This window comes from Oscillospiraceae bacterium (assembly GCA_015065085.1).
Lineage (GTDB): Bacteria > Bacillota > Clostridia > Oscillospirales > SIG627 > SIG627.
Window position 1 is genome coordinate 405,774 of sequence record SVQW01000001.1, and the last position, 24,810, is coordinate 430,583.

The 24,810-nt window shown below is 41.0% G+C and carries 15 protein-coding genes; 6 read left to right on the forward strand and 9 right to left on the reverse strand.

Annotated features, from left to right (window positions below; all coding sequences use genetic code 11):
• Positions 1-21: 21 nt before the first annotated feature.
• The 6 genes from E7588_01835 to E7588_01860 all read left to right on the forward strand — a co-directional run bounded on the left by E7588_01835 (position 22) and on the right by E7588_01860 (position 7,671).
• The gene (locus E7588_01835; protein MBE6687999.1) at positions 22-1,191 is read left to right on the forward strand and encodes an aminopeptidase P family protein; all 1,170 of its coding nucleotides are present in this window, start codon (positions 22-24) and stop codon (positions 1,189-1,191) included.
• A 135-nt stretch (positions 1,192-1,326) separates the two neighbouring features.
• Positions 1,327-2,397 (forward strand): 6-phosphofructokinase, encoded by a 1,071-nt coding sequence (locus tag E7588_01840; GenBank protein ID MBE6688000.1) that lies wholly within the window; start codon positions 1,327-1,329, stop codon positions 2,395-2,397.
• A 4-nt stretch (positions 2,398-2,401) separates the two neighbouring features.
• Entirely contained in the window at positions 2,402-2,719 is a 318-nt protein-coding gene (locus tag E7588_01845) for a hypothetical protein (GenBank protein MBE6688001.1), read from the forward strand.
• Between the two features lie 20 nt (positions 2,720-2,739).
• Positions 2,740-3,708: a sugar phosphate isomerase/epimerase gene (locus E7588_01850; protein MBE6688002.1), complete on the forward strand. Its 969-nt coding sequence runs from the start codon at positions 2,740-2,742 to the stop codon at positions 3,706-3,708.
• 79 nt (positions 3,709-3,787) lie between these two features.
• Positions 3,788-6,100, forward strand: coding sequence for a hypothetical protein (locus E7588_01855; protein ID MBE6688003.1), 2,313 nt, complete (start codon positions 3,788-3,790; stop codon positions 6,098-6,100).
• A gap of 167 nt (positions 6,101-6,267) precedes the next feature.
• Positions 6,268-7,671 carry a hypothetical protein gene (locus E7588_01860; protein ID MBE6688004.1) on the forward strand — a complete coding sequence of 468 codons (1,404 nt, stop codon included), beginning with the start codon at positions 6,268-6,270 and terminating at the stop codon, positions 7,669-7,671.
• 59 nt (positions 7,672-7,730) lie between these two features.
• Here the strand turns inward: E7588_01860 and E7588_01865 are convergent, their stop codons facing one another.
• The 9 genes from E7588_01865 to E7588_01905 all read right to left on the reverse strand — a co-directional run bounded on the left by E7588_01865 (position 7,731) and on the right by E7588_01905 (position 24,690).
• On the reverse strand, positions 7,731-8,897 hold the full coding sequence (locus tag E7588_01865) for a GNAT family N-acetyltransferase (protein MBE6688005.1): 1,167 nt from the start codon (positions 8,895-8,897) through the stop codon (positions 7,731-7,733).
• Positions 8,848-9,786 (reverse strand): cysteine synthase A, encoded by a 939-nt coding sequence (cysK, locus tag E7588_01870; GenBank protein MBE6688006.1) that lies wholly within the window; start codon positions 9,784-9,786, stop codon positions 8,848-8,850. The genes E7588_01865 and cysK overlap by 50 nt, the downstream gene beginning before the upstream one ends.
• An 87-nt stretch (positions 9,787-9,873) precedes the next feature.
• A complete protein-coding gene (locus E7588_01875; GenBank protein MBE6688007.1) occupies positions 9,874-13,626 on the reverse strand; it encodes an S-layer homology domain-containing protein in 3,753 nt (1,250 codons plus the stop codon).
• A 132-nt stretch (positions 13,627-13,758) separates the two neighbouring features.
• A complete protein-coding gene (locus E7588_01880; GenBank protein MBE6688008.1) occupies positions 13,759-15,108 on the reverse strand; it encodes an ABC transporter permease in 1,350 nt (449 codons plus the stop codon).
• On the reverse strand, positions 15,098-17,866 hold the full coding sequence (locus tag E7588_01885) for a hypothetical protein (protein MBE6688009.1): 2,769 nt from the start codon (positions 17,864-17,866) through the stop codon (positions 15,098-15,100). Before E7588_01885 ends, E7588_01880 begins: the two co-directional genes overlap by 11 nt.
• Positions 17,850-18,662: an ABC transporter ATP-binding protein gene (locus E7588_01890; protein MBE6688010.1), complete on the reverse strand. Its 813-nt coding sequence runs from the start codon at positions 18,660-18,662 to the stop codon at positions 17,850-17,852. Before E7588_01890 ends, E7588_01885 begins: the two co-directional genes overlap by 17 nt.
• Positions 18,663-18,748: 86 nt before the next feature.
• On the reverse strand, positions 18,749-20,092 hold the full coding sequence (locus E7588_01895; protein MBE6688011.1) for a CapA family protein: 1,344 nt from the start codon (positions 20,090-20,092) through the stop codon (positions 18,749-18,751).
• Positions 20,089-22,323, reverse strand: coding sequence for a hypothetical protein (locus E7588_01900; protein MBE6688012.1), 2,235 nt, complete (start codon positions 22,321-22,323; stop codon positions 20,089-20,091). Before E7588_01900 ends, E7588_01895 begins: the two co-directional genes overlap by 4 nt.
• Positions 22,324-22,329: 6 nt before the next feature.
• Positions 22,330-24,690, reverse strand: coding sequence for an ATP-dependent DNA helicase PcrA (locus E7588_01905; GenBank protein ID MBE6688013.1), 2,361 nt, complete (start codon positions 24,688-24,690; stop codon positions 22,330-22,332).
• Positions 24,691-24,810: the final 120 nt, after the last annotated feature.

Sequence of the window (24,810 nt, forward strand, 5' to 3'; positions counted from 1 at the left end):
ATATTTTTTGGAGGAATAGTAATGCCAAGAATCATTATACCCAAAGAAGAATTCCAGCGCAGAGTACAGAATGCTGCGGCAAAGGTACGCGAGTGGGGACTTGACGTACTGGTTGTAAACGGTTCTGAGAGCGACTACGCAAACACAAGATATTTCAGCAATTTCTGGCCTGTATTTGAAAGATGCGGTGTTGCAATCGCCGCAAACGGAGACTGCGCGCTGATGGTAGGCCCCGAGAGCGAAATTTTTGCTGCCGACTTCGGTGTAATTGAGAAGATTTTCGTTCTCCGCGAATACCGCGAATCCGCCAACCCCGCTTATCCCGAGCTGAACCCCTCTAAGTACAGTGATGTATTCAAGGCTCTCGGTGTATCCGGAAAGAAAATAAAAATAGGCGTTGCTGCCTGGCTTGATACCAATGTTGTCATGATGGAAGGCCTTAAAGAAACTTATCCCGAAGCTGAAATCGTACGCGCCGACCAAATTATGACAGAGCTCCGTTCTGTCAAGTCTGACATTGAGATCGAGTGTCTCAGAGAAGCAACCAGAATCACTCAGCTTGCGACAGAAGCAGTTGTAAATGCAATCCGTCCCGGTATGACCGAACTTCAGCTGGTTGGTATAGCGCAGAAGACAATTTACGAAAATGGTGCTGAATACGAGGGTCTGCCCATGTACTGCTTCAGCCAAAAGAGCACTAAGCATGCCATCTCCCGTTCTTCATACAAAGAGATCCAGATGGGCGATATTGTTCAGCTTAACCTTTCTGCCAAGATTAACGGCTACAGCCCCAGCATCGGTATGCCTGTAAGCATGGGTAAACTCACCGGTGAAAAGAAGGAGCTTGTTGACTTCTGCCTTGACGCACACATGTGGACTGAAAAACAGTTACGCGCCGGTATCATCGCAGGTGATGTTGCAAAGGGATTCAAAAAGCTTTACGATGAAACGGGACACGGAAACAACTTCCTGTATGGTCCCTGCCACGGTCTCGGTCTTATCGAGGTTGAAGCACCCTGGATGGAAACAATTTCCGACTACGTTCTTCAGAAGAATATGACTTTCCAGATCGACACCTTCGCTATGGGCTCCGATTTTGGTTTGAGATGGGAAAAGCCTATCGCAATTGCAGAAAACGGAATCCAGATGCTGGGCGAACAGATCGGAAAAATTTACGAGCTTACATTCTAACACACCTTTTACCGGGCAATCACACGGTTGCCCGGTATTTTTATGTAAAATTATTTATTTTTTGAATTAAATTGTTGACTTTTTGCGTTTGCAGATGTATACTATATTTGTTGAAAAAATTAGGAGGATTTTATCATGGCAGAAAAGAAAATCAGAAGAATTGGTGTTTTGACTTCCGGCGGTGACGCATCGGGTATGAACCCGGCGGTACGCGCTGTTACACGTGCGGCACTTGCAAGTGGCGCAGAGGTTATGGGCATTTTTATGGGCTACAAGGGTCTCATTGACAATGAGCTCAAGCTCATGAACGAACGTGACGTTTCCAACTTACTCAACATTGGCGGTACAAAGCTTTATTCCGACCGTTGCGATGAATTCCGCTATCTTGAAGGTCAGCAAAAAGCTGCTGACACTTGCCGCAAAAATAACATCGACGGTATAGTTGCAATTGGCGGTGACGGAACTTTCAGAGGTGCACGTGACCTTACAAAGCTTGGCATTCCCTGCATCGGTATCCCCGCTACTATTGACAACGATATCACCAGCACTGACTATTCCATTGGTTTCGACACTTCTCTCAACACAGTTATTGATATGGTTGACCGTCTTCGTGACACTTGTGAAAGTCACGCGAGATGTAACGTAGTTGAAATAATGGGCAGAGGAGCAGGTTATCTTGCTCTTTACGCAGGTATGGCAGTTGGTGCAACCGCTGTTATTCTCGCCGAGAAGCCTTACAACGAGGACAAACTCATCGAGAAAATGATCAACAGCAAAAAATGCGGCAAGCGTAACTTTATCATTCTTGTTTCCGAGAATATGCCCAAGGGCTTCTCAGAAGATCTTGTTAAAGTTATTGAAAACCGCACAGGAATCGAAACAAAATTTGCTCGTCTTGCTCATGTACAGCGTGGTGGCGTCCCTACTTACCGTGACCGCGTTATCCCAACAATGATGGGTAAGAAGGCAGTTGAACTTCTTTACGAGGGCAAGAGTAATATTGTTGTTTGCTATCGCAATGACATAATTACCTATATGGATATCGACTTTGCACTTGAACTCGACCGCATGTATAAGGGTAAAATGACCCCCGAAGAACGTGCTGCGCTCAGTGCAGAAGATATTAAGAAAATGGAAGAAATATGTGCCGTAAAGCGTGCTCATTTTGACATGATGTACGATATTAACGAGACTGTTTCCATCTGACAGAATGTCGTTTTTTAAAAAAGTTTTCAGAGCAAAACCCACTAAGAGGGAAATTTGCTCGAAGCTTGATAACCGTAAGCTTCAATATGTCACCGAACGACTTCCTGACGGAGAAATTGTTGTCGGGAAGTCGGGATATATAAACGTACGTGACGGCCAAATGATAATTTTTTGCGAAGGCAAAAACATTTTCCGCTCGGATATAGATGCTACGGATTGTGCCGATTTATTGAGTCTTGCGGGTGTTATTATCAACGGATTCGACCTTGAAACAGAAAAAGAACGCACATTGGTTGCATATTACTTATACTACAGAAAATAAATCTAAAGTGAGGAAATCGTATGAAATTAGGTGTTTTAACCGTTCCTTTCGGCGATATGCCGCTTGACGATACGCTGAAATATCTCAAATCTGTCGGTCTTGATGCAGCTGAAATAGGTTGTGGCGGATATCCCGGCAGAGCACACTGCAATCCCGAAATTCTTCTTTCTGATTCAAAAAAGCTTGATGAATTCAAGAGTACATTTGAAAAGAACGAAATTGAACTTTCAGCACTTGCTTGCCATGTTAATGCTGTACATCCCAATAAAACAATAGCAGAACAGCAAAACGATGATCTGGTTAAAGCTATTTTGTTGGCTGAAAAGTTGGGGGTTAAAAAAATCATTACTTTCTCGGGTTGTCCGGGAGACTGTCCGGAATCAAAATATCCCAACTGGGTTACTTGTCCCTGGCCTGAAGATTTTCTGGCAGTTCTTGACTATCAATGGAACGATGTGCTTATCCCCTACTGGAAGAAAACAGCAGAATTCGCTCAGGATCACGGTGTAACTCAAATTGCACTTGAAATGCACCCCGGATTCTGCGTATATAACCCAGAAACAATGATGAAACTCCGCAATGCCGTCGGAACTACAATGGGCGCCAACTTTGACCCGTCTCACCTCTTCTGGCAAGGAATTGATCCCGTTGAAGCAATTCGCTATCTCGGAGATGCAATTTATCACTTCCACGCAAAAGATACCAGAATTGACAGAAGAAATACCGAGGTTAGTGGTGTACTGGACACCAAGCATTATTCGGATGAAATTAACCGTGCTTGGGTATTCCGCTCAGTCGGATACGGTCATGATATGCAAACCTGGCGTGATATGATTTCGATGCTTCGTCTTGTAGGATATGACCATGTTCTCAGTATCGAGCACGAAGACAGTCTTATGACAAACAAGGAAGGCTTTGAGAAAGCTGTTTACTTCCTTAAACAGGCTATGGTAAAGGAACCTAAGCCTACGGGAATGTTCTGGGCATAATTGCATAATTCATTTTTGATGCGGAGAAGCAAATGCTTCTCCGCGATGCATAGTAAGAGCTTTCACTTTGGAGGAATCTATGAATTCTTTTAATTGCGTTGATTCGGGAAAACGTCTCCCTAGTACTAATAGTACCCCAATATGGCTTAACGGTAAAATAGTTAAAAATCAGTATGTAGACTTTTTGAGAGATATTGAAATAGAACTCGTCGATGAAAAAGCAACCTTTACAATATGTGTCGACTCTGAATATACGTTGTATATTAACGGTCGGTTTGTTGACTGTGGACAGTATGATGACTACCCCGAGCATAAAGCATATGATGTTTTAAGCATTGGCAGTTTTTTGAAAAAAGGTTCAAACCGTATTTGCATAAGAGCATATTTTCAAGGTGAGGACAGTATGCAATATGTTACAGGTACGCCTATGCTGATGTATTCTCTCAGTAATGGCAACGAGGAATTTTACAGTTCTTCCGAGCACGATTTATGTCGTTCTGCAAAAGGATACACATCAGGAGAAAGCGTTGATAAAATCACAATGCAGGTAAGTTTCAGCTTCCATTATGATGCTTCACTTGATGATGATTGGTTGATGCCCGGCTATTTAACTGATGAGAACTGGCAAAAACCAATAATACGTAATGATTTGATAGAGAGAATTAAGTTTTATAAACGACCTGTTAAAAAACAACTTTTTGGTGAAATTGTTCCTGTTAAATTCCGTGCACAGGGGATTTTCTCGTATGATAAAAACATTAATGGTACTCTAGGCGACCGCATGCAGACTGCATTCCTGAGTGCACGCGAAGAAAGCGTTGTATTTGATGGGCTCTCCCCCGCCGTTCCATATGCTGAAAAACCGTATAGATTGCCAGGTAGCATTAAGATCAATGACAGTCTTAAAAGCGTATACATCATGTTGGATTTAGAGGATCCGGTTTCCGGTCCTTTTGTTCTGGACATTGACACATCGAAGGGTACACAAATTGATGTGGCATTCGGAGAGCATCTTGATGACCTCCGCGTAAGAGCTTCGGTCGGTGGAAGAAGCTATGCCTTTTCTTATATATGTAAAGCAGGACGTCAATCGTTTTCACACTATTTTAGACGTGTTGGCGGTCGGTATATGCAGCTTCACATTTACAATATGACTGCGCCTACTATCCTATACTATGCCGGCATAAGACCTATGTACTATCCCGTGGAAAACACAGGGATTCTTAATATTTCTGACAATCTTTTCACCGAGATAATGATCGGGTGCGATAAGACGTTAAAGCTGTGTATGCATGAGCACTACGAAGACTGCCCTTGGCGTGAGCAAGGACTGTATGCAATGGATTCCAGAAATCAGATGTTATCGGGATACTACATGTACAACAACAGCGATTTTTCGCTTGCCGGCCTGTCTTTATCTGCCGACAATGCCCGTAAGGACGGCTTATTGCAAAATTGCTCGCCTTCATCCTGGCCTACAACTATGCCTTCTTTTTCGCTAGAATGGGTATTGTCGCTCAGAGACTTTATCTTGTATACCGGAAGAAAAGATGATGCACATCCTTTGTTTGATAAAGCCAAAAACATACTTATCGCCGTCGCAAAATATTTTGATGGTAAATTGCTTGTGCCACCGGATGAAAAAACCATTTGGAATTTTTACGAATGGGTTGAAGGTCTTGATGATTATGACGGTCTCTATCAACACCGCACTGTTTTTCGTCAGTACGATGCCTCGTTAAACGCATTGTTTTGCCTTGCCATGGACGCAATGCACTCAATTTCAGATTGGCTTGGTGAAAAATGGAATATTTGTGATGATATAGAGCAATGTATAAGAAATAACTTCTTTGAAGCGTTTTACAACCCCGAAAATAAAATGATTTCTTCATATGTTGACTTTGGAAAACACAACGGAAATCATGAACTCACACATGCGTGGGCGTTATTGGCAAATTTAATCCCGGACGAACACAAAGACGGTTTCAGGAAGCTGCTTGCTCTGGGCGACGGTTCCCTTACTCCATGCACACTGAGTTTTTGTATTTTCAAATATCAGGCGCTTCTGCAGGATTACAAATATGCCGATGCCGTATTTAAGGATATCGCCGCAAAATGGGGAAAAATGCTGTACAGCGGAAGTAAAACCTTTTGGGAAACAATAAACGGTGCAGACGATTTTGAAAATGCAGGAAGTCTTTGCCATGGCTGGGCTGGAATCCCCGCATACTTTATGTATGCATATCTGTTGGGAATACGTCCTACAAAGCCCGGTTATGAGGAATTTGTGATCAATCCTGTTCCACTCAAACAGACAGTAAGCGGAAACGTACTTACACCCATCGGCAAAATCAGCGTTAGCATTGAAAACGGAATAGTTGTTAAAAAATAATGATTCGACAAAAGCGTCGCAGCAAATAAACTGCGACGCTTTTGTAACTATTATATTAAAACCGTTGACAAATGTGGATTCGCGTTGTAAACTGAAAATATATTCAAGGCGGTTATTGATCAAACTTCGGTAAAGGATGTGAAACTATCTTGAGAAGCAAAAGATTTTTGTTTATTATATTGGCGCTTTTGATTTTTGCGTGCGGTTTCTCTGCAATATTTCTGTTTTCAAAATTGTATGACGAAAATGATGTAAATATTTACGGAAAAACATATAGTTCAACAGAGCTTATTTACCATAACTCTCTTCTTTCCGGTGTGTACACGGCTCATACCCTAAAACCATCTTTTAAGATTGATGAAGACGGAACAGCTTTAATTAAGAACTACAATATGGTAGCAAGTGGGACCGGACTGGGGAGTTTTGATTTTGAAAAGCTGGGAAAGCTCAAAGAAGTAAAGCTTACAAAAAAGAACTTTGACAATTATTTCAGAGGCGACAAAAAAGCTTGGTCGAGTACCGAAACTCCTGAGAAAATCAGAAAAAGCAATAAAATGTCGTGGGAATTCATTTACGAAAATATCAACGGTTACAGTGTATACTTTTTATTACAGAACAATAACGATATGTACGCAGTGCTGTGGTATGCTGATTCTGAACGTGTAACCGATGAACATTCAGATGATTCGTTTGTCAGATACATGTTTAAAATCCAAGAGTCGGTTCCATTACAATCTTTTGATTTTTCTGAAAATGAAATATACTCTTATTACGATTCAGTTGAAAAGATTTTTAAACCTAATATCATTCTGTCAAAAGCTGATAACACTTTTCAGTTTACATATTCGTTATACAGCAGTCACATCGGAAGGGGTACATACGAATTGACGGAAGAGTATCTGACGTTGTACGACGAGAGAAATACTTATGTATTCAAGACAAGCGGCGAAGATTTTGTTTTTGATGCACAAAAATCATCTCCGATACCCAAATTCAGATATTCGGCAGATTCATACGAAGCCCAGTCCCCCGTACCGGACGGCGCAATTTTTAGCCGTTCGGTCGCCCAGTCATATATCGAGGCACAAGACATACAGGTAACAGAGCGAAACACGGTTGACAATGCGGTAGGAAGGGCTGTTCTTGCAGAATACGACACAGAGTCTCCCGACGGTCTCATGCGTGCCGAGAGCCATGTAATACTGAAAGAAGAGAAGTTCAGTCCGACGCCGCCTATATCAGAAGCCACGTCAATCAGTGATTATGTCACTGTATACATTGTATTTATGCATCGTACATACAAAGTGGACGGCGGAACATTTGAAACAATTGACAGCACATTTCTCCCAGCAAAGCTTACGTTCGAGGAAAGATATACCGATAACGAGCCAAATTATATTTTGACGGATTTTGTTGCTTCGCATAGCGATGATGAGACAAAAGAGCTCTTTCCCGAAGACATAACCGATGATGTGTTGAACTGTGATAAATACTACACCGAACTAACAATTAAAGCCAACAAAAAAGCAAGCGAACTTTTTGACGATATAATTGATATAAAAAATGATTAAGAAGCAAAAGACGTCGGTTAAAATTAAAAATACGCGCTGAATATATTTCAGCGCGTATTTTAATATTCTTCCGCTGTATAACATTTAAGCTTGGGTAACCGTTCACGTAACTTTTTAATAACACTTGTGTTTATGATGCGACAATAATCTCTTTCAATCAATTCGTCAATGGACAAGAAACCGTTCAACAATTGCAGCAAGTGTCCGGAATCAATAATCATATCAGGTTCAGACGAAAGGCGACCGTCAAAACTGAAAATATTGTTATTTGAAGGCAAAATATGATCTACGACACTAACTGTAATGTCATTAAAACCTGCTAATTCACGCAAGAGAAAAGAAATATCGGCGGCTCCCATCGCACCATTCGGGACAATTTCCGAAGTGAAACCGGCAGGAAGTTTATCCGACATATCGCAGGGCAGTTTTATTAAACACTCTTTTCCGTTACAAAGAAAAATTAGTTTATTGAAAAACTTTTCAAGCATTTCAGTGTTTGGTGCACACACTTCTTCAACGATGATGCTTTCAACAGACTCTGTAAAGGCACAATAAGCTACGATTCTTTCGCTTTCGGTGATGTACATAACTTTGCCGTCAGACGAGGCATAGTCATGTAATTTCAATGCCATATTTCTTTTAGAGCGACAAACAGAATTTGAGAATGGTTCGATGCAGCTTTTGTAAGTATCCAGCAGTAAATCAGGTGAAATGCGGTCCGCTTCGCAGATCTTTACTTCATCATAAGAAAACGCGGCTGAACTATTTTTCAGTCCGGCGAGGCAAATTTCTGACGAAGTATAGTGCAGATAATTAAAATATGCAGTGTGCTTTGCCGGTTTACAAAAAACAGCACTTTCTCCCCTATCGCGCGCATTCTGCATGAATTTCACCAGCACTTTTGACATAAAACCGCGTTTTCGGTACTCCGGAAGAGTGGAAACGCCCGACATAATACAGGCGGGAATTCTTTTACCGCGAATATTAAGAGTGTAATGAAAACCTTGAATAACACTGACAATCTTACCGTTCAGTTCTGCTGTTGCACCGCACCCTGCGCACCAGCGTTCGCTAAAAAACCAATCGGTAAACTTATCTGTATCATCAAAGCATATTTTCCACAATTCTTTTACCTGTTCTTTGTCATTGTCACGCAGTGACCTTACAATAACGTTTTCATTCATCGTAATCAAACATCTCTGTAGAAAGGTATCTGTCACCTGCATCGGCTAAAAGTACAACAATTGTTTTATTCTCAAATTCCTTACGACGCGCAACTTCTATACCGGCCTGCAGAGCAGCACCGGACGAGATACCGACTAAAATCCCCTCTGTCGCGCCTACCATTCGCCCAATCTTGAGTGCCTGCTCATCGTCCACAGTTATAATTTCATCATAAACTGATGTATCCAGTGTTTCCGGGATGAACCCTGCGCCTATACCCTGTATTTTATGTGGGCCTGCCACTCCCTCGGACAAAAAGGGAGATGCAGAGGGTTCAACCGCTACAATTTTGATATTGGGGATTTTCTCTTTCAGGTATTTTGCTGTGCCACTTATAGTTCCTCCGGTTCCGACAGCTGAAATAAAACAATCAACATTTCCGTCAGTGTCACTGTAAATTTCAGGGCCGGTTGTATCATAATGTGCCTTAGGATTATTTGGATTGCTGAACTGCCCGGCGACAAGAGCGTCAGGAATAGTTTCACTTAGTTCCTGTGCTTTTTCAATAGCACCTTTCATGCCGGATGCACCATCTGTTAAAACAAGTTCCGCTCCATACGCTTTCATAAGCTTTCTTCTTTCAACAGACATGGTCTCGGGCATAACAATTATAGTGCGGTAACCGCGAGAAGTGGCAATAGCTGCAAGTCCAATACCCGTATTGCCGGAAGTGGGTTCAATAATGACAGAATCTTTTTTTAAAATGCCGCGCTTTTCAGCATCATCCAGCATTGCTTTTGCAACACGGTCTTTTACCGAGCCGGCGGGATTAAAATATTCCAGTTTTGCCAATAAGTTCGCTTTAAGATTATATTTCTTTTCTATATTTTTAAATCTGATAATGGGGGTATTACCCACAAGCTGATCGATTGAAGTATATATTTTTGACATAATAACCTCCTTTTTTTACAATTATACACTTATTTTTAAACATTGTCAATGATAATATCCAAATAATATGTAAAGACAGCTTGCCGTTTATAGGCAAGCTGTCTTTACATCAACTGTTACAAACACGCCGTCACCACATTCAAGATCGAGTGTGTAGTAGCCATCAACAGCGGTTAGGACAGTAGGGACTCCGCGGTAATACGATACAACTTCTCCTGCTGAATCGTCAAGCTTGAACTTAACAACCGAGGATTTGTTACCGCTAAACTCTGTCATATTCACAACGGTGAATGCATTTGTACCGTCAACGTCTTTTACAAAATAGCCGAAAAGTAATGGGTTATCGCATTGTATATCGCTGAAAACGGTCTTGGTCTTATCGTACTCCGTACCGTCACTCATAAGAAGATACGGAACGGTTTCCGAAGCGTTATGAGTAAACGCACCGAGATTCCTGTACGTAATGTAGACATCAGAAATTGCATTCAACTCTTTGAAAACTTTTTGACAATCGTAGTATGATTGATTTACTTTTCGAGTGGGTATATCGATCATTGAGGGGTAGGCAAGATTTCCGGACGTATAACTCCAAAGCAATATGCCTGTCGCACCGAAAGACAGCATAGAATACGCCTGCCAACGGAATTCCGCTTCGTTGGGTGTTCTTTTGGTGGAAGTCCAAGCATGTGTTTGTATACAGCACCAGAATTCAGCATTGTTTTCACGTGCAACCGTTGCGATTTGATTAATGCTTTCGACGTAATCTCTGTAAGTATGCTTATGTGCATTATCTTTTATACCGTCTAACCAGTTAAGAGGGTAAATATCTGTACAGATGTACGAAGCACCGCTTGTTTCAAACCAGGTCTGGCAGTACTTCCTGTAAAGATCGGGATCCGGGTCGTAATAATCTATCTTATCTGCACCTGCATTGTATTTGAGCTGTGCCGCATTTGCATACATCGGAAGCAGGTTTACAAAAGCCTTTTTGTTGGGAAAACGCTTATTATACTCCTTAATCGCATCACCAATCCACGGCATTTCAAACGTACCGGGTTCATCGATAAAATAGTGACCGCCAAAAGAGGGATGCTCGGCATATTCGGCGATAAGTGTATCGAGGTCAACGGGTGTATATTGCTTGTATACATATCCGTTTTCATCAAGTTTTGTTTTTCCGTTTTCAATTACCGGTGTTCCTGCAAGCGGATAGTCCTGCATCATGATCTCAATGCCGTATTTGTCGCATAAGTCCCATACGATCTCATTGTTAACTCCGCTTCCGCTGCATATAAGGTTAACCCCCAACTCTTTCAAGCGATCGACCTCTTCTTTTTCACTGAAGGCGAAGCCCCACACACCTAATCTTAAACGTTTTTTGGTTATTTCTTCATTTGTAAACTTACTGTCTATAATAGCAGAACCGGTGAGTGATTTTATAAGATTTTTGAATATAACTGATACTTCAGCCCTGGTGAGGATACCGTTAGGGTCGAATTGCGTATCGTTTATACCTTCAATAATACCCCATCTTTGCAGCTTATTCAATGATGCTTCAAAGCCATCCGGGCAGTGTTCATCAATATCAGTAAACTCGGAAGTGTCATTATAAAACAGGTGGTTAAATCCATAAACAGAAGCATAATTAGAAATCGCAGTGACTGTTTCTGCTCGCGTTATAGGTTCCTCAGGCATAAAAGAGTTATTTTCACGTAAACTGATTATATTATTATTCAGAGCCCATACGGCATACGGCGCGTAATACGTTGTGTTGTCAACATCCGGAATGGTCACGTTCGTAAAATCGTTGGTTGTGTTGTCAATGCCATGCATGCGTCCCAGTGCCGCAACAAACATGCCACGCGTGAGAGGCATATCGGGAGCGAATTTATCACACGATGTTCCCAATAGAATATCGCGCCGGGCAACATAATTTATTTGGCTTTCGGCCCAATGGTCGCTGATATCCGAAAAAGTACGTGTATTATTACCAATTGTGTATATACCGGGCTTTTGAGATACGAATCTGGCAAAACCGGCAGAGTTTACATCTGATAAAGCAACAACGGAGTTGCATCCTGAATTGTCGGTATATATAACCAACTGCTCATTTCCTTCTCCGAGCGATGATGCGGAAGAAAGCATATAATTACTTTTGCTGTAGCCTTCGCTCAAAGTTCCGCCGGGAATATAAACACGCTGATAAGCATCTTTGAAAACAGCAGGCTGTGAGTAATCCGGAGTGTCAACTGCAGCATTCAGATATTCCAAAGCTTCTGCCTCGGATCGGAAAAAACCTGCTCTGGAAATATAAATCACGGCATCGCCGTAGCTGGGGTTGAGCAAATCCAAACGAACGGATGTTATATTACCGGTCCATGTATTGGGAAATCGTTTTTTGTTATTGACAATAATGTTCTCCCACTCGCCGTCGGTTTTGTAGTTGAAATTGGAAAAATCGCTGTCGGCAAAATCAAAAATATCAACGTCGTTCTTGAAAAACATACCACCTGTCTTCTTGGTAGAAATATTTTTGACACGTATACCGAAAAACTTGAATTCATCGGCAGAAAAACAGTCTTCTTCGGTGAATTGACTTGTTAAAGTCATATCTGTGGAAGAAGCGATTATTCCGCAAAGGCCATGCTCTCTGAAAAAAGATCCTTGACCTATGTGCCACTTCGAAGATATGTTCGTATCGTTATGAAAATCCCAAACTGGCGTTTCCGCACCGGTGTTAATGTACTCATCAAACGGAAATTTGACATTGCATACCAATTCTTTGTTGAGGAATCCGACAGCATCATCGTAAGAAGTTAAAACGCCTATACGATCCACCACAATCTTAGATTTAAGGTGTTCCTCCAGCGGATTTTTACCGTCAGACATGTGGTCAATAAAATCAAAGCGCAGTTCCTTAATGGTTCCATCCCAATACTCGTGTGCGTCTTCCATATTGATAATGTAATTATGCCATTCACCATCGCCGATAACTTTAAAATTAACTCTTGTATGAGCCATCGAATACTTATCTGTGCTGAAAAGTACGGAACCGAAATCAAACGTTGTATGTGCTCTCATTCTGAAAGCTACATATGGAAACTCCTCGGCTGTAAATTTTTCGCTTTCCGTCAGCATGATACCAAGCATAGGATCAGCGCCCTCGGGAGTAAGAACAACATATCCGTTTTCCGAGTTGTAATCAATTGAAGCGAGGTTATGAATATGGCGTTTAAAATTTTCATAGCTGTCGAAAGTCCACTTCAAACCACCATTCATTTCTTTGCATTCAGATTTTAAAAACTCAGCTTCTTCACTAGTGGAACAAAAAGCAACAGTATCTACCAAAAAAGTCACAGCATTAAACTCACCCTGATGCACGGGGTCGATACGAAATCCGTTGATAATACCGTTCCAAGCGGTCAATTCCGAAAGGTCAACGCACACATCCTGCCACTCTGCGGTGTTATCGATGGAAAAAGATGTATATGTGCCCGAAGTTCCCATTGTAATATCGGATTTGTCAATGAAAAACTGTCCGTTTTGGGCATGGTTCGCGCCATCTGTAATTTTAAATCGATAATAAACATACTTGTATACTGAAGCATTTATACCGTCTGCAAATCTGTGTGAAAAATAAGGGTCAACACCTTTTGTTACAATTTTTAAAGCTTTATTTATTTCATCAAAGGAAAAGTCCAATTCATGTTTTGTGTTTATCCATGATGAAACACTTTCTTCGTCGTCAAATTTTACGTTAAATACTGCGGCGCCGACGATACTGCACAATAGCATAGAAATACAGGTGGAAATTAATACAAGCATTATAATTTTTTTCATATTTTTCCCTCTCAAATCACAGGAATCGCAAAATAATTATATCATATTTCACACCAACAGTCAATATGAAGATATTCACAAAAAGTGTTGCAAATTAATAATTTGCAACACTTTCGAAAATTCAACAGAGTATTATTCCGATTTAATTGCTTCAAGCGCACTTATGCGGGTAGCGCGTCTGGCAGGAAGATAACCGGAAACGAGTCCGACTACGGTTGAGAATACAACCGAGAGAAGTACAAGCCACAACGGAATTATTGATACCGCACTTTCGGTTGCTCCTCCCCACCCCGCCGTGCTTCCTAAAGCAGAGGCGTTCATAAATCTGTTCATCAAAAACGAGGCCAAAAAGCTCAAACCGACTCCGAATATTCCGCCAATTAACCCAATAGCGCTGGATTCTATCAGAAACATTGCTTTTATATTGGATAGCTTACATCCCAAAACCTTCATGACGCCAATTTCCTTCGTGCGCTCATATATGGACATTATCATTGTGTTCGCAATACCAATAGCGGCAACAATCAGTGACATGGCTCCAATCCCGCCAAGAATCATCTGCAGTGTTCCCTGCTGCTTCTGCATACTTTCTCGCATGTCCGAAAGTCCATACGTGGTTATTCCCATTTCATCAAGTTCGTTCTGTATTTTTTCGGCAGATTCAATATCCTTTGCCTTTATCTTTATTGTTTCATATTCATCCGCTTTTATATCTCTGTTATTGTTAGCTTTGGCATTCTCCAGAACAATCTTTTTTACAGTTTCAATATCGGCAAAAATGCAGTATTGCGTCATCCAATCATTATCCATCGGCTTAAGTATACCAACATTGTCGATACGGTATTTCTTAAAATTGAACGGTCTGTCCTGATTCCAAGTATATCCGGAAAGCTGAATATTTGCAGTTGTTATATCAACTTTAGGTGGTTTTGGAGTTCCGTCGCTGTTGTAAAATTCTTTATAATAATCACGAATTGGCTTGTCCGGATTGCGAAATTGGAAATATGTATCTGTTCCGAAAAGAAGAAACGACTCACCTTTTTCAGGGAATGTGCCATATTCAAGCTCATATCCAAATTTTTCAAGCGCTTCGGGATCAACACCGTATATCTGCTGTCCCTGCAATTCATACAGCCTGTTCGCGACTATGCGGTTTTCATACAAACTAATGTAGGGCGAAACCGCTATAACACCATCTAATTTTTTAATCTTTTCCACCAAATCATCGTTAAGAACATTGCGGCGATCCTGATAATTCCCGTCATCATCTATAACATAAGAATATGTGTTGAGTTCAATAACAGTAAGGTCACCCATTTCAGCTATTGTATCATCAAGACTTTTGTCCATACCTATTCCGAGACTTATCATTACAATAATGGCAGCCGCGCCCACAATAACACCTATTACAGTCAGGAGAGTTCTCATCTTTCTGCGGAAAAGATTGTGAAGCGACATGAAAATGATATCCTTAATCTTCATCTTCCAACTCTCTCATCTTTGCATTTTTACGAATTTTTACAACAACAATTACACAAACGACTACAAGCACCACGCCAAGTGCTCCGACAACATACCATATCCACCACGGCAGACCTTCGCTCTGTTCGGCAGGTAACTCTCCCTCAGGGAGCTCATCGTCCGGATACATGGGAAACATTCCTGCGTTCATATCCATGCTGTACGCATTGAAGGAAATAGCTTTTTCTTCGGTGGTGACAACACCGTCGGCGTCCTCATATTGAAAGGTGACAGTTCCTTCCTGCATGCCTTCCATAGTAGGTGTAAGATAAACAGTATTTGAATATCCTTTTCCTGCTTCAATATTGCCTGCGAATATTTCATGTTCAGTACTGTAGAAATTACCCTGTATTTTGATGAGCACATTATAAACAGTGCTCTTACCAAGGTTAGCGCAGTTAAGCGTGAGAATCGCATCCTCGTTCATTGATATATCATTAAAGACAGGCAAGTCGCTTATGTTGAAACGCATTTCCTGACGTACCGGTATGGTGAGAGTTTCAATGGAAGTTTTTTCAATTCCGTTTTCGTTTTTGTAGGAAATATTTATTATCAATCCGTACGACTGAGGCTGTATATCAGATTTGGTTTGTATATCGAGGTTCCAATCCGCACTTTGCCCCGGTGCAAGGCCTTGAACAAAATATGTATTTGAGCTTGCCGCGGGTGTAAATACTCCATCTTCATCTGAAGCAAGTGTGATTTTCAAATCTTTTACACTACCGGAAAGACTTGTATTCAAAAACTTAAGCTTCAGCGGGAAAGTAGAACCGCCAAGAACATATTCCGAACCATAGTCGTATTCATCAATAATTACAACCGGGATATCATCTTTGTCCGTCGTTTTATTTTTGATTGACAAGCCTGTGTACTGCCCTATCTTCTCGGTACCCGCAGAGCTGACAGATATTTCTATATTCGCAAAGCCGTCTGTGGCAGCGTCAGTAGCAAACAAAGTAACTTGCTTTTTGACAGCCTCTCCGGCTTTCATGTCACCTATGTAAAACCTGGAAATGGTGCGATTGACAATTCCTGCCGGAAGGTCAACATTGACACCCACATTTTTATCATCAGCATTCAGACAAGTCAAAGTAAACTCAAGATTAAATTCCTTAGAGTCGGAAACATCAATTTCAGATGGCAGTTTAATATCTGAAATGCTGTAATACGGTTTGGAATCGGAAGTTCCCGAAACATAAGTGCCGATGTATTGGGAAACTTCGCTCTTATCCTGTGCCGAAACTGATATCTTTATATTTTTATAACCGTCGGAGGTAGTGTCTGCACACTTCAATTTTATCTCATTTGCGTATATACTGCCATTCGCTGCAGCGTCATACCAAAAAATACAAGGAGTGGTGTTGATAATACCGTCGGGAAGAACTGCTTCGATTTTCAGCCCTTCCGCATATGCATTAACAGAAACATTGAATTTCAAAATAAATTCTTTATCAGGTGTAACGTTATTGTCAATGACTATGTCTGAAATCGTATACGGAATCGCCGAATCAGCATCCCGCATAACATAAAAGCCATTGTATTGGGTGGCACTGATTTCTCCGGTTTCATGCGCTGAAATATCGTATTGCGCCTTTGCGTTGAACTGCAAGTCATAAAAGTCACCCTTTGCTTTTTCAGAAACACTGAATGTATACACCTTGGTTACGCTTTCACCGGAAGAAAGTCTCTGAATAAGCTGAGAGGTGGCAGTTTTGTTGACAAATGTTTCCGAAGAAATATCGGAAATAATTTCTGTTCTGATGTATCGCAGTTCGCAATCACCTTCGTTTCTATATGTAACAGAAACATCAAACTGTTCACCGGGCTTCACACTTTCCGGAAGAACAATATCGGTTATTTCAAGAATCGGATTATAGTAGTAATTATCGTCCGAAACATTTACCACGGAACTGAATGTAAACTCCTGTATTGCAGTTGAATTATCTTTGCCAAATACAGTTATTTTAAAGTTTATGGGTTGCGCGCCACTCTCGGCTTTATCGGAGACACGTATATTGAATTTGAATTTAGACAAAGCGTCTTGTGCAAACGAACCACCTTTTATTGAAGTGTCGTTTACAACATTCAAACCCGAAGGGGTAATAATTTCAACGGTTGCCTTATTAATGTGCATTCCGGATGTATTTTTAAGCTCTATTTCCGCAACAAAATTGTTGTCCTTTTCCGCTTTTTCGGGGATAACGAAATCACTAACTGTAAGATATTCCAAATTGGAGGCGGCAAAGTTCGGGTTTTCGATTTTAATATAAAAAGTGAAACTTTTGTTGTAATTACCGCCAAACATATCGCTGTATGAAACATCAATATTTATCGGATAAACACCCGGTACTGTATTAATGGGCACAAAAATATTATAAAGAATTTTTGCCGGAATCTGATAATAAACCTGTATGGTTTTGGAATAAGGAGACATGCTTTCAAGTTCAAAAGGCACCTCAGCTTCATTATGTGTAAGATGTGCAACCACATCAAAAGCTGTATAAATCGAGGATGTTTTTACCGGTATTTCCAGTACTGCGCTTTCACCGGCTTTAAAAACAGGAACATCGGCATCCGCAATGATGCCCAATCCCGGGTCACTTGCCATCTGTGGAGCATGCGTGATATTACCTACCTGGTCAACCGCAAATGCCGAAGCGGTAAGCACAACCAACAAAAAAATTACTGATATTATTGATTTTCTAAACTGTCTTTTCATCGTTAATTACCTCACTGTTTAACTTTGAATCGCTGATTTTACGTTTTTCGCTGTCAAATATATCCTGTATATATTTCACAATTTCGTCACGCGCGCAGAAGCTGTTTTTTTCGATTTTAAGGTCTCTAGTTATTTTCCCGTCGAATAAAAAAAGAACTCTGTCAGCGTAAGATGCAATGTCGCGGTCGTGTGTAACAATTATGAGTGTCTGGTTAGCGGTGCCAGCAACCTCGAGCATAATCTGCATAATTTCGTCGGTTGTTTTGGAATCAAGATTTCCCGTGGGTTCATCCGCAAAAACAACAGCGGGCTGTGAGACAAACGCTCGTGCAATACCCACCCTCTGCTGTTGACCGCCACTCATTTGAGAAGGTTTGTGCCGCATATGTGTGGAAAGACCGACTGTTTTAAGTATTTTTTCGGCCGCCTTTGTACGCTTTGATTTTCCAATGCCCTTAAACATTAGCGGCATGGCGACATTTTCTTCCGCGGTAAGTGAATTTATGAGGTTATATGACTGAAACACAAAGCCAAGATATTTTTGACGAAAAAGAGCAAGCTTTCGCTCACTCATTTCGGATATTGGCGAGTTTTTTATATATACACAGCCCTTTGTCGGCTTTTCAAGTCCGGCAAGCATGTTAAGAAGTGTCGATTTTCCGGAGCCCGATGTACCGAGAATACAGCATATCTCACCCGGAAATATTTCCAGGTTAATTCCATCCAGTGCCACAACTCTTTGTGTACCAAGCCTATATACCTTTCTTAAGTTTTCAATCTTAATAATTGGTTCCAATCCGGCATTACCTCCTTGGTTGTTACTGCTTAAATAGACAGTTCAGCAATGGATTTGTTCCGTGTAAATAAAAAATCGCAAATATTTTATTTTAAATAGTCGGGTAAAAATTCAGCAGATACGGTTGATTTTATTTTGCTTGTGTAATAGTTAAAGTCCGGCTCAAATTGCGAGCATCTCGCTGTCTTATAAAGCTCTGCGGTGTAATCTTTCAGGTAATACAGCTTAAATTTTCTCCAGGAATAGTTATAGTGCGTAACCGTGGGAGTAAACAAAACGTTTGATATGTATGTTTCGGCACTATCAAGCTTCTCTACATCAAACGTAAGCATACCTGCCAGCATATTTCTTGCGTATTCCTGACCTGACATAAAATTGCCAAGCGAAAATGCTACCAACGTTTTTTTACCATCAGGTCTTTCATACCATTCTATTGGCTGAATGGTATGAGAATGATGTCCCAGAATTACATCAACACAATTATCCGCCATAAGACGTGCCAGCTGGCGTTGTCGTGAATTAGGCGAGAAGGCGTTTTCATCACCCCAGTGTATTGACACGAAAACAAGATCTGCTTTTTGTTTCGCAATACCGATTTGTCTTTTGATGTCATTTTCATCAATAAGCGGAACTACCATTTGGCTTGAGGAAGGCAGTGTCATTCCGTTAGTACCGTAGGTGTATGCGAGAAGTGCGATTGAGATCCCATTTTTCTCTACCACGCGCACATTGTCATAATCATCCTTGTCGGTGTAACCGCCGATAAGCGTAACAGGTTTTTCACTCCAGTATTCAATGTGGTTTTTATACCCCTTTTCGTACTTATCCAGCATGTGATTATTTGCAATGGAGATAATATCAAATCCCAGCGAAAGAAGAATGTCGCCCATCTCGTTGGGTGTGTTGAACATCGGATATCCTGACGGTGAAAATTCATTCCCCGCCAAAGGAGACTCTTGATTGATAAAACTTAAATCGGCATTTCGTATAGGCTCTGCGACATTTTCATACATATGTTCAAACAGATATCCGTTACCGCCTGCTTCATCACTGGCATCTGCGTAAATCGAACTGTGGATAAGATTATCACCTACAGCCAGAAAGGAAATCTTACTGACTTCGTATTCAAAACGGCTTCCGTTGTCAGAAACGGAAGGTTCTAAACCGAAACCGTATACAGGGTCATTAACCGAGCCGTGAGGTGCGGGGATACCGTGCAGTGCCTCATAACCGCTCATATCAACAAATGGTATAACATCGACCAAATCTTCGTTTACCGCTGCCAATGGCTCACCATCTTCTATTAATGATGCGCTTTCACCAACATGAACCTGCTCGGACGGACGCATTGAAAGTAATATACAAACAGAGGTTATTAAAATAGCAATCAGCAACACAACCAGCGGTAAAATCAAATATATTTTTTTCATTTCAGAATACAAACGGGACCGCAAAGACCCGACTTTGCTCCTTCTTTGTCAAACTTGTTGGCGGCCGGATTAGTAACACATATTTCAAGTATGTTTTTACCTTCAGCCGCAAATTCACTGATATTAAATACATACGGATTCCACATCTTCACTCCGACATCCTTGCCATTTAGCTTGACATTGCAAACCTCATATACTTCGCCCAAGTCGAGCCATGTGTTATCAATATTTTCCAAAGTGAAAGCAGCAGTGTAAACCGTCTTGCCAAAGAATCCCGGTTTGCGTTTTGAAAAATCACCCAATGGTTCACCGCGGAAGTTATCGGTTATATCTGTTTTAACGGTAAACCGGTGTTTTCTGTGTTCATAAACCGGGTATACCGCATCACCCGCCTGCTTTTCAATAAGCATGGCAGACTGACGCATATCAAGACAAACCTTTCCGTTAAAATCGTAAATCTTATTTTCAAACGGAAAATAAATAAATGAATTTGAAAAATCAACGCTGAATTCCGCAGAAGCCTCTCCTTCGTTAAACAGAAGAATAATATTTCTGCCATCTTTAATTATTCTTTCAGCGCGAACGCTTGCATTAGCAGGCTGTATCAACTTTTCATCAAGCTTATCTACTGTATTTTCGTCAAAATATATGACTTCAAAGCCCTTTTCTTCGAGTTGTCTGATTTTATCTACGGTCTGTGCCTTGAAAACCGAAATATCTTCAATGATAAGACGCGAATAACACTGTTGCTGTATGCAGAGTTTACCGTCCGTCAAGTCAAGTCCGCAAAGAATATTCTCTTCAAGATAATTAAATTCGATCTGTTTTTCATAAAACTTATTTATTTTTTCATGCGGAAGATGATTCCCTGTGCAAAGGACAGCATTCGATGTCTGGTTTACACTTTCAGAAAGAACATATGAATATCTCTTTATGTAATCCGAAAAAAGATTATAGTATTCCCACCACGAGCTGTTTGGACCGACATCCGGCGGCCTTTCTCCGCTTCTCTTACCATCTGTTGAATAGAAAAAAGCATGCACCATAAGCATATTAACACCACGGGCGAAAAGCCAGTCGAAATACCACTTCATGTCGGAACAAGGTAAATCCCACTTATTTGGTGTGACTGAGCAACACCCGAGAACTTCATTGAGATTTCTCTTGAGACCAAGATGGCGCGCGGCATCTGAAGAACATTTGCCCATAGTGCTATGTTCACCTTTAATCGGGTTTTCGGGAGAAACATAGCGCCAGACTACATCCTGACCCGGGATGCCGAAATCCTTAAGTGCCTCTATATCTTCGCTGGCATGCGGGTGACCGCACAAAACTATACCGTGTTTAACACACCAATCCGAAAGCTGACCGAAAAAGCTTTCGGAAAGACGCTTGTTAATAATTGAATTGTACTTCTTATGCACTTCGGCATATTCGGGATTGTCTTTGTTAAACAATATTGGCAATTCTTCAGTATTGCCGTCGTTTTCAAGATAATAATCAATGAAATTTTTCCCCCAAGGCAGAAGACCTTTTTTTGAACTACGCCCGAGTATGGAAGGCTCATCTGTGAAAAATGAAATAATGGTATTACCGAAGTATTCAGGCATTGCGGAATAGTACTTATCGTGTGTATGCCGTATAAAGCAAGCAACCGCTTCCGGGTTAAGCAAGTCGGAGGATTTGGGAGCGAACGGCTCATTGTCATCCTCGCCTTCGTGTATACCGCGGGCTGTACCGCCGGAATATGTTTCAAAAAGAACATAGTCGGAGGATGTTTCACTAAGTTTCAAGTCGCTGTCAAAATATGCGATAATCACATCGGTGTCTTCGGGTGTATATTCAGTTATGAGCTTAAATCCAAGTCCGCGCGCGGAAAAATCTTTATTTTCTCTAACAACAGCACCGTGAGCCGAACCGGAAGGATACATTGCTTCATCGTAAAGCACAACCTTCATTTTGCGTTTTGCGCAACATTCGGTTGCAAATTTGCAAAGTTCAAGATATCTTTCTGACATATATTCCAATGTCTTTGGCATGTAACAGCGCGGATGGAGCATGACTCCGCTTATACCTTTTTGAGAAAAATCCTCTATCTGACGTTCAAGCTCTTCTTCCTTCAGGTCATCATTCAAAAACCAAAGCGGGATAGTCCCGTAAGGAATACATATTCCGTTTTGAAAAGTGCCCTCGGGCAGCAAATCAGTATTCAAAAGTTGTTCAAGCTTCATACGAATTTATACCTCGTTTTTTCTCAATTTTGCATATTTTCCGAGTAATTTTTTAGTTCCCTGATTATCAAATTCAATTTCATACAGCATGTCACCACCAACAGATTTGGCACTGATTACGGTACCTTTTCCGAACACGCGGTGGACAATACGGTCACCTTCGCCGAAAGTTTCACATTCTTCATTTTTGGGAATTTTAGGTGCAGAAGTCGGTTTGAGAAAATCTTTATTGACATTTCTGTGGGTAAATTCAAAATCCGAATGCGCATTAACCGTACGCGAATTAACAGTTGAGGTTACATAAAATTTTTCCGGAATTTCGGAAACAAAACGTGAAATCTGATTGCAGTTTGTTCGTCCGTACAACAGACGTGAAGCGGCACAAGTCATATACAGTTTCTTTTTTGCACGTGTTATTGCAACATATGCAAGCCTGCGTTCCTCCTCCAGATCATCATTTTCATTGGCGCTGAGTGAAGACGGAAAAATATTTTCCTCCATCCCGACGAGGAAAACAACAGGAAATTCAAGTCCTTTTGCACTATGTATTGTCATAAGAACAGTAGCATTTGAAGATGTGTCGTAATTATCCAAATCGCTGATAAGCGCTACTTCCTCGAGAAAGCCCGCCAGTGATGGGGCGTCAGAGGATTCCTGGTACTTAATTGCGCTTGAAATCAACTCATTAATGTTATCTATCTTATCCTGCTGATCTTCCAGACTATCTTCCAGCATACGGATATATCCGCTTTCCACCGCAACGCTTTTTATAAGCTCTGAAACAGAAATCTCATGCTTCATGTAGGTATACTTCTCGATAAAACGTGCAAATTCTATTAGACCTTTGTTTTTTAGCTGAAGTTCAACCGGCGGATTCTTTATCAAATCCAGGATGCAACGTCCGGTGCTCTGAGAAAAAGAGTTGAGATTATCTACAGTGGTCTTTCCGATGCCTCGTTTGGGAACATTTATAATGCGTGTCAAACGCAAATTGTCATTGTTGTTATTTATGACAGCAAGATACGCCACGATATCCTTGATTTCTTTACGATCGAAGAACCGCGTACCCGACAACAGGCGGTGCGGTATTCCGCTTTTTGAAAATGTTGTTTCGAGTGTCATGGATTGGGCGTTGGTACGGTACAGTACTGCAATATCGCTGAATTTGCAGTTTCCGCGCATAACAAGTTCCTGTATCTTTTCAACAACATATGAAGCCTCCGCTTCCTGATTCGGAAGTTGCTCTACCGTTATCTTGTCACCTTCGGAATGTTGCGTCCACAGTTCTTTACCCTTGCGTACGGAATTATGCTTGATAACTGCATTTGCGGCAGAAAGAATTGTACCGGTGGAACGATAGTTCTGCTCAAGATAAACGGTTTTCGCATCAGTATATTCCTTGTCAAAATTCAGAATGTTTTTGACGGTTGCACCTCTGAATTTGTATATGCTCTGGTCATCATCGCCAACTACCATTACATTACGGTATTTTGAAGCCAAAAGTTTCATAAGCATATACTGGGTTCTGTTGGTATCCTGATACTCATCAACAAAAACATATTTGAACTTTCCGCTGTAATATTCCTTTATGTCCTCGTTTTCACTGAGCAGACGAACACAAAGATTAATAATATCATCAAAATCAACAGCGTTAGCATCTGTCAATCTTTTTTGATAAAGATTGTAAACGTCCGCAAGCTCACCATCACCCGTGAAATAGTTTTCCGCATTTATATAACTGTTTTTTGCACGTGAAATCACGCTTGTTACGTACTTTGGTGTGTATCTGTCAGCATTAAGCTCCAGTTTTTCAATACATTCACCGGCAAGCTTGCGGCAATCGTCAGTATCGTAAATTGTAAAATCCGATGTATAGCCCAATCGGTCTATGTATTTGCGAAGTATACGCACACAGATTGAGTGAAACGTACCTGCCCATATATCCTTTGCACTTTCACCCAAAACCTTTTCAAGTCGTTCTTTGATTTCGCCCGCCGCTTTATTGGTAAAGGTGAACGCAAGTATCGAGTACGGCGATGCATTGTCATACGCAAAGCCACCGAGAAGTGCTTCAAGAGTAGCATTATCCAATCCCTGCCTGCTGTACATTTCAAGCGCAGTAAGTTCGGCGGAACTTATGTTTGTCGGGACATCATCGGTGTAAACCGCATCACCGAATTTTATTATGTGAGATATTCTTTTTACAAGCACGGTTGTTTTACCACTACCCGCACCCGCAAGTACCAGTAACGGTCCTTTTACGGAGTAAACAGCTTCGCGCTGCATGTCATTGAGACCGGAATAGTAACTGTCAAAAAGCTTTCGCTTTACGTTTTTAAACCTTATAATTTCGCTTTCTTTAAGCATAATTTCTCCATATTGTCTGAATGATAATTTACAATACAATTAGTTTATCACATTTAAATGCTTTAGTCAACACATATATGAAACATTTAAACGTTTTGACAAAAAAGAATTGCACCGAGT